This window comes from Mycobacterium sp. DHQP2018-32-09 (assembly GCF_058148405.1).
Window position 1 is genome coordinate 125,951 of record NZ_JBYVYK010000006.1, and the last position, 7,723, is coordinate 133,673.

The 7,723-nt window shown below is 72.3% G+C and carries 6 protein-coding genes; 4 read left to right on the forward strand and 2 right to left on the reverse strand.

Annotated features, from left to right (window positions below):
- The first annotated feature begins 93 nt into the window (after nucleotides 1–93).
- The 4 genes from AC30CM_RS05095 to AC30CM_RS05110 all read left to right on the forward strand — a co-directional run bounded on the left by AC30CM_RS05095 (nucleotide 94) and on the right by AC30CM_RS05110 (nucleotide 5,719).
- Entirely contained in the window at nucleotides 94–1,809 is a 1,716-nt protein-coding gene (locus AC30CM_RS05095; RefSeq protein ID WP_490115732.1) for a DAK2 domain-containing protein, read from the forward strand.
- Nucleotides 1,810–4,101 carry an ATP-dependent DNA helicase RecG gene (gene recG, locus AC30CM_RS05100; RefSeq protein WP_490115733.1) on the forward strand — a complete coding sequence of 764 codons (2,292 nt, stop codon included), beginning with the start codon at nucleotides 1,810–1,812 and terminating at the stop codon, nucleotides 4,099–4,101.
- Entirely contained in the window at nucleotides 4,098–4,799 is a 702-nt protein-coding gene (locus AC30CM_RS05105) for an HNH endonuclease family protein (protein ID WP_490115734.1), read from the forward strand. Before recG ends, AC30CM_RS05105 begins: the two co-directional genes overlap by 4 nt.
- Nucleotides 4,800–4,945: 146 nt before the next feature.
- Nucleotides 4,946–5,719 carry a serine hydrolase gene (locus AC30CM_RS05110; protein ID WP_490115749.1) on the forward strand — a complete coding sequence of 258 codons (774 nt, stop codon included), beginning with the start codon at nucleotides 4,946–4,948 and terminating at the stop codon, nucleotides 5,717–5,719.
- Nucleotides 5,720–5,738: 19 nt separating this feature from the next.
- On the opposite strand, the gene AC30CM_RS05115 is transcribed toward AC30CM_RS05110, so the two are convergent.
- Together AC30CM_RS05115 and AC30CM_RS05120 are read right to left on the reverse strand one after the other, a co-directional pair.
- The gene (locus AC30CM_RS05115) at nucleotides 5,739–7,190 is read right to left on the reverse strand and encodes a PepSY-associated TM helix domain-containing protein (protein WP_490115735.1); all 1,452 of its coding nucleotides are present in this window, start codon (nucleotides 7,188–7,190) and stop codon (nucleotides 5,739–5,741) included.
- A 172-nt stretch (nucleotides 7,191–7,362) separates the two neighbouring features.
- On the reverse strand, nucleotides 7,363–7,723 hold a 361-nt coding region (locus AC30CM_RS05120), incomplete at its 5' end, for a hypothetical protein (RefSeq protein ID WP_490115736.1).

Below are 7,723 nucleotides of genomic sequence, written 5' to 3' on the forward strand. Positions count from 1 at the left end.
ACCCCGCTCTGGGAATGGTGCCAGGGCGCTGTCGGGCGGACTGGTTAGGCTCGATCGCACCGCGAACGGTGGCGCGAGACGGTGGGAGGTCCGATGGCGGCTGGTGCGCTCGACGCGACCGCGCTGCGGGAGTGGGCGCGGGCCGCGGTCGACGGCCTGGCCGCGCACGCCGACGAGATCAATGCCCTCAACGTCTACCCGGTAGCCGACGCCGACACCGGGGCGAACATGACGTTCACCATGCGGTCGGCGCTCGACCACGCGCTGTCGGTGCATCCGGTCGCCGATACCGCGCCCGACGACGTGATCGCGGTCACCGCGGCGCTGGCCGACGGCGCGCTGCAGGGGGCGCGTGGCAACTCCGGGGTCATCCTGTCGCAGATCCTGCGCGGACTCGCCGAGACCGTGGCCCGCGCGGGGCGGCCCGACGCGGTCGCCGGTGACGTCGTCGCCAGGGCCCTGGACCACGCGGTGGGCCTGGTCGTGGACGCGGTGGGGGCGGCGGTGCCCGGCACCATCGTGTCGGTGCTGCGCGCGGCGGCCGATGCCGCGCTCGCGGCGGCGGCTGGCGATGCCGCGCTCGCGGCGTCGCCCGCCACCGTGGACGGCATCTGCGCGGCCGCGTCCGAAGCCGCCAACGCAGCGCTCGAACGGACGCCCCAACAGCTCGACGTGCTCGCCTCGGCGGGCGTCGTGGACGCAGGCGGTCGGGGACTACTCGTCGTCCTCGACGCGCTGACGTGCACCCTCACCGGGCGGGCGCCGGCGCGGCGCCGTTTCGAGGGCGCGCTGGTCGCGGCGCCCGGTGCCTCGCGAGGTCGGCGAGACTCCTCCGAGGTGCCTCAGGACGAGGTGCCTCAGGACGAGGTGCCCCAGTTCGAGGTGCCCCCGTTCGAGGTGATGTACACCCTCGACCTCGACGACACCGCCGTCGAGAGCACGACCGTCGAGACGCTGCGGAAGCGACTGGCGACCCTCGGTGACTCGGTGGTGATTGCCGCCGCCCGGACGGCGCACCGGTTCTCGGTGCACGTGCACGCCGAGGATGCCGGCGCCGCCGTCGAGGCCGCGCTGGACCTCGGCACGCCGTCGGGCATCCAGATCACCGCGCTGACGGTCGGTTCGGCGACCCGGGAGCGTCCCGTCGCCCGGGCGGTGCTCGCGGTGGTCGACGGCGCCGGGGCGCGCGAACTGTTCGCGGGGGAGGGCGCCGCCGTGCTGTCCGCCGACGACGACCGCCCCGTGAGCGCGCAGCGCCTGCTGACGGCGGTCGCGGACATCGGTGCCGGCCAGGTGATGGTGCTGCCCAACGGTTTCGTCGCGGCCGAGGAGTTGGTGGCGGGCTGCGCGGCGGCCTCCGCACGGGGCATCGACGTGGTGCCGGTGCCGTCGAGTTCCATGGTGGCCGGGCTCGCGGCACTGGCCGTGCACGATCCGGAGCGCCCGGCCGTCGACGACGGCTACGCCATGGCCCGCGCGGCGGCCGAGGTGCGGCACGGTTCGGTGCGGGTGGCCGACGAGGATGCGCTCACCTGGGCCGGCGCCTGCCGGCGGGGCGACGGCCTCGGGATCGCGGGCGGCGAGGTGCTGATCGTGCGGTCCGACGTGCTGGCCGCCGCCAAGGGGCTCATCGACCTGCTGCTGACGTCCGGTGGCGAGCTGATCACCGTACTGACCGGGGACGGCGTCGACGGTGCGGCGGTGAGCGCGGCGCTCACCGAGCACGTCGACGGCACGCACCTGGCCGCCGAGTTGGTCACCTATCACACCGGCCACCGCGGCGACGTCCTGCTGATCGGGGTGGAATAGATGGTTGCGCTGTCGGACAAGCTGATTCACGTCATCGGGGCCAAGTCGGCGAAACGCCTCGAAGAACACCTCGGCCTGGTGACGGTGGACGACCTGCTGCGGCACTATCCCCGGACGTACAGCGACGGGATGACGATTCGCGGCGAGCACGAGGATCTGGACCTCGAGGAGGGGCAGCACGTCACGTTCGTCGACACCATCACCGAGGCCGCCGCCAAGCCGATGAAGCAGCAACCCGGGAAGCGGCCGCGCCGCTACCTGGTGGTGACGCTGGGCAACCGCTCCCCGAAGATCACCGCGACCTTCTTCAACGCCGACTACCTCATCAAGCAGTTGGAGGTGGGGACCCGGGTGATGCTCTCGGGCGAGGTGTCCTACTTCCGTCAGGTCATGCAGCTGACACACCCGGGTTTCTTGGTGCTCAACCCGTCGGGCGGTCGCGGCGTGGGCAGCGCGGCGCTGCGCGCGCTCGCCGACACCACCGACGGCGAGGACGACCTGCTGGCGGCCTTCGACCGCGACTTCTTCCCCATCTATCCCGCCACGGCCAAGGTGCAGAGCTGGGATCTGTATGCCTGTGTGCGGCAGGTGCTCAACGTGCTCGACCCCGTGGCGGATCCGCTGCCCGAGGACGTGCGCGAGCACTGGGACCTGATGGACGAGGACGCCGCGCTGCGGGCGATTCACCTCGCCGAGCGCGTCGCCGATCGCGACCGGGCACGGGAGCGGCTGACGTTCGACGAGGCCGTCGGGCTGCAGTGGGCGCTCGTCGAGCGGCGTAGCGGGGAACTGGGCGAATCGGGGCCACCGGCGCCGGTGCGCGAGGGCGGGATCGCGACCGCGCTGCGCGAGCGGTTGCCGTTCGAGCTGACGGCCGGCCAGCTCGAAGTCCTGGACGTGTTCACCGCCGAGTTGTCGTCGACGACGCCGATGCACCGCATGCTGCAGGGCGAGGTGGGTTCGGGCAAGACCATCGTGTCGCTGCTCGCGATGGCGCAGATGGTCGACGCCGGCTACCAGTGTGCGCTGCTGGCACCCACGGAAGTGCTTGCCGCCCAACATGCCCGCTCGATCCGCGACGTGATGGGGCCGCTGGCCCGGGCAGGTGAACTCGGCGGTGACGACGCCGGCACCCGGGTCGCGTTGCTCACCGGATCGATGACGGCGCAGCAGAAGCGCCAGGCTCGCGAGGAGATCGGCAGCGGAGCCGCAGGCATCGTCGTCGGCACCCACGCGCTCATCCAGGACGCCGTCGAGTTCCAGAATCTGGGCCTGGTGGTGGTCGACGAACAACACCGTTTCGGAGTCGAGCAGCGAGATCGACTGCGCGCCAAGGCCGCCAATGGGGTCACGCCGCACCTACTGGTCATGACGGCGACGCCCATCCCGCGCACGGTCGCGCTCACCGTGTACGGCGACCTCGAGACGTCGGAACTGCGCGAGCTGCCGCGCGGCAGGCAGCCCATCACCACCAACACCATCTTCACCCGCGAGGAACGGCAACAGAAGTGGCTGGCGCGCGCGTGGCAACGCGTGCGCGAGGAGGTGGCCGCGGGCCGCCAGGCCTACGTCGTGGCGTCGCGCATCGACGAGTCGGACAAGGACGTCGGGGCGGGTCCCGGCGGCGGCGACGGGGCGCGCGGCGGTGCGGGTCCCCGTGCGAAGGCGGCGCCGGGGCCACCCGCCCTCACGGTGGTCGAACTCTTCGAGGGGCTGGGGCGCACGGACCTGGCGGGACTGCGCCTCGGCCTGATGCACGGCCGGCTCTCCGGCGACGAGAAGGACGCCGTCATGACCGCGTTCCGCGCGGGTGAGATCGACGTCCTGGTCTGCACCACCGTCATCGAGGTGGGCGTCGACGTGCCCAACTCGACGGTGATGGTGGTGATGGACGCCGACCGGTTCGGCATCAGCCAGTTGCACCAGCTGCGCGGGCGAATCGGTCGCGGGCAGCACCCCAGCCTGTGTCTGTTGGTCACCACGCTGCCGGAGTCGTCCAAGGCGGGAGCGCGGTTGCGTGCGGTGGCCGCCACGCTGGACGGCTTCGAACTCGCCCGCCTCGACCTCCTGGAACGCCGTGAGGGAGACGTGTTGGGCCACAACCAGAGTGGGCGACCCATCACGTTGCGCCTGCTGTCGCTCGCCGAGCACGAGCAGATCATCCTGGCCGCCAAGGAGTTGGTGCACGAGATCCACGCCGAGGATCCGCACCTGACCCGGCATCGTGGCATCGAGCTGTTGGCCGCACCCTTCACCGGCACCGAGCGCGTCGAATTCCTGGACAAGGCATGACGCGCGGCGGTTGGCTCGCGGCCGCTGCGGCCCTGGCCGTCCTGGTCGCCGTCCAGACGGTGGCGGGCGAACGGACGGCGGCGCCACCGTCGGCCGGTGCCGACCCGCCGACGGTGGCACCGGGCGCCGACGTGCTGGAGGGAGTCGTCGTGATCCCCGCGCGCGTACGCGGACACGACTACCGCCGCGCGGCGTTCGGTGAATCGTGGACCGACGACAACACCGCAGCGGGCGGCCACAACGGCTGCGACACCCGCAACGACATCCTCGACCGAGACCTCGTCGACAAGACCTACGTGGCCATCTCCCGTTGCCCGCGGGCGGTCGCGACCGGCGTGCTCAACGATCCCTACTCCAACGCCGTGGTCGCGTTCACCCGCGGCAATCAGGTGGGCGCGGCGGTGCAGATCGACCATCTGGTGCCGCTGGCGTTGGCGTGGGACCTGGGCGCGCGGACGTGGCCGACCGACCTGCGCACGCGGTTCGCCAACGATCCCGCCAACCTCATCGCCGTCGCGGGCGGGGTCAACCAGGACAAGGGCGACTCCGCGCCCGGCGACTGGATGCCGCCCAATCGCGGGTTCTGGTGCCAGTATTCGGTGCAGTTCGTCGCGGTGCTGCGCGGCTACGGCCTGCCGATCGACGAACGGTCGGCGCAGGTGCTGCGCGAGGGTGCGGCCACCTGCCCGGTGGGCTGACCGCCGTGGCGCCGGGGCGCGGGGTGCCTCGTCGGCTACCCTTGACGACCTGCTGCGTAGATGGAGGGTTCGTGCTCGCACCGCACTCCGGCCGTTGGGCGCTCACCGCAGGCGCGATCGTCGTCATCGTCGGGGTGGTGGTGGCCATGCTCATCGGTGTTAGGCCGCAGCCCGTTGCGGGGGCCGCGTGCGGCAGCACGACGGCGCCCTGCGATGCCCGGCAGCGGCTGGCGGCCGCCGATCACTATCTCGCGGGCAGGCCCGGCACCGTCGGCTACGTCTGGCGCGATCGCGTCACGGGGGCGCGGTACGCCAACCCGCAAGCGGGCGTGCCGATCTGGACCGCCTCGACCATCAAGCTGGCGATGGTTGCCGACCTGCTGACCCGCGAACAGGCCGGCGCCGTGCGGCTGGAGCCCGCTGATCGGCAACGCATGGTCGACATGCTCCGCCGCTCCGACAACGACGCCGCCGACGCGCTGTGGACGCGGTACGAGAGTGGGTCGCTCAACGCCAACGCCGCGCGTTACGGGATGCCCGGTCTCGCCGCGCAACCCGGATACGGCTCCACGTTCCCGTACTGGGGCTTCCAAAAGTCCACCGCCGCCGACCTCGACGGGCTGATGACCTACGTCCTGACCGGCTTGACGCCCGCCAACGCCGCCGCGGTGACCGCCGAGATGCAGCGCGTCGACGGCGACCAGCGGTGGGGCGTCTTCGGTGCGGGACCCGCGATGGCCCCCGGCGCCAAGAACGGGTGGTCGCAGGAAGACGGCGGCTGGGTGGTCAACTCCGTCGGCTTCGCCGGACCGGGCCAACGATTCACGCTCGCCGTCATGAATTCCCTCGGTGGCGAGGGTGATTACGAGGACGGTGTCGAGACCACCACACAGCTCGGACGCATCCTGCTGGCGCCCTGACACCGTCCCCGCAGCGGTATCAGGAGATCGACCTCCGTTGTCGCGCAACCACTCCGAGTATCACGTCGACGGCGAGGAACGCCGCCACGCTCACCCCGAGGAGGGGAATGAACCAGCCGACGGCCACCGTCGCCACACCCAGCGCGAGCACGCCGCCGAGCGGCATGCCGCGCACCGCCCCGCGCCGCGGGGGCACCGGCAGCACCCGATTCGCGCGCGTCGGTCGCCGCCGCCACCACATCAGGTAACCGCGCACGATCACGGTGACGAGCGCCACCGCCAGGGCGGCCAACGCCAGTTGGTTCGCCAGCCCGAAGAGCAGACCCATGTGCAGCTGGATGCCCCACGCGGCGAGCTTGGCGGCCAGCGGCCAGTCGGCGAACCACGAGGCGTCGGTGATGCGCCCCGTCGCACCGTCGACGGCCACGGTGTCGTTCGACATCACCCAGGGCTGCCGGGTCTGGGCGACGGTGAACGCGGTGCCTGCCGAGGCGGGGATGCTCACCTCCACGTGCCCTCCGACGCCCGCCTCGCGGGCCGCGGACGTCACCCGATCGAGTTCGGCGACCGAATCGGCCGGTGCACCCGCGGGTTCGGCGGATCCGCCAGGCATGCCGTGACCTTCGTGCCCCCCGGCCGCGGGCCCGCCGTCCCCGGAGTCGAGGGCCTTGGACACCGTCGGCGTGGTCCACGACATGGCGGCGCGCACCTCGTCGACGTGGGCGCCGGTGAACCGCGACCACGTCAACCCCGTCGCCGACAGGAACAGCAACCCCACCGCGATCCACAGGCCAACGACCCCGTGCCAGTTCAGGGTGCGGGCGCGCCCGCGCGCCCGGGGATCGACCGTCCACGGCCGTCGGCGGCGGGCACCGGACCGGCGTCCGCCGACCCAGAGCACCACGCCCGCCAGCGCGATGACCCACAGCCAGGACGCCGCCAACTCGCTGTAGACGCGGCCCGGTTCCCCCAGATGAAGGGTGCGGTGCAGCTGGCTGATCCACGTGCGCACGGGCAGCGCACTGCTGCTGCCGTAGGCCACCAGATCGCCCAGCGGCCGGGCCGTCACCGGGTCGACGAACACGGCGCGCCGCTCGGACTCGCCGAGCGTCGGGTCGGCGAAGAAGACCCTGGTGGTCTCACCGGCGTCGACGGCAGGACGCACCGCCACCACCGGTAGGTCGGGCAGCACGGTCTGCGCCGAGCGCACCTGTTCGACGAGCGGCAGTGCCGGACCGGTGCTGTCGGTGTGCAGTTGGTCGCGATAGACCACCTGTTCGATGGTGGGGGCCACGGCGTACAGGCCGCCGCTGACCGCCGCGATGAGGAGGAACGGGCCGACGAACACGCCGGCGTAGAAGTGCAGCCGCAACAGCAGCGCGCGCAGGGGGTGGGGTGTCGGCGGCGAAGTGGCAAGGGGGGCGCGGGATTCGTCGTCGCTGGACGTGGGGGTGGCATCGAAGGTCGTCATGGTTCTCCGTCGGTCATGGGCCCGTCAGGGCGCGTCACGAACGTCGTCGGCGTGCTGCCGGAGAACGCGCGGCACCGGCTATCGGCACGGCACGGCGCTGCACGGCACGGCACGGTACGCAGGCGACGTGGGAATGCCGCCACAGCGCGATCGCGCTACGGCGGTGCGAAGGTCAGCCGCAGACCGGCGGACCGCGCAACCGCAGCGCGGAGTCCAGCAGGCGCGACGAGCGCACGTCGCGCCGGGCGAACCAGGTGCGACCGCGTGGCCTGCCGCGGTGGACGAGATCGGGGGCCAACCACGCGAGCAGCGTCGAGCACACCTCGTAGAGGTGACCGACGAGACCGATGAGAAGGGCGAGCCCGACGGCCGCCGCGGCGTGTGCGGCCAGCATCGGCGCCGACGGCACCAGGCCATGCCCGCCGTGATGCGCCGTGGCCAGCGTGAGGTGCCCGGCCGCCTGACCCGCCCCGAGGCCGACCGCCAGCGACGGCCACGACACGCTCCGGCACGCCGCGGTCACGGCGCCGACG

What these genes read in the sequence shown, in the direction of transcription:
- AC30CM_RS05110 (WP_490115749.1), top strand. Translation starts at nt 4,946, where the DNA reads ATGCTCATCGGTGTTAGGCCGCAGCCCGTTGCGGGGGCCGCGTGCGGC.
- AC30CM_RS05095 (WP_490115732.1), top strand. Translation starts at nt 94, where the DNA reads ATGGCGGCTGGTGCGCTCGACGCGACCGCGCTGCGGGAGTGGGCGCGG.
- AC30CM_RS05115 (WP_490115735.1), bottom strand. Translation starts at nt 7,190, where the DNA reads ATGACGACCTTCGATGCCACCCCCACGTCCAGCGACGACGAATCCCGC.
- AC30CM_RS05105 (WP_490115734.1), top strand. Translation starts at nt 4,098, where the DNA reads ATGACGCGCGGCGGTTGGCTCGCGGCCGCTGCGGCCCTGGCCGTCCTG.
- recG (WP_490115733.1), top strand. Translation starts at nt 1,810, where the DNA reads ATGGTTGCGCTGTCGGACAAGCTGATTCACGTCATCGGGGCCAAGTCG.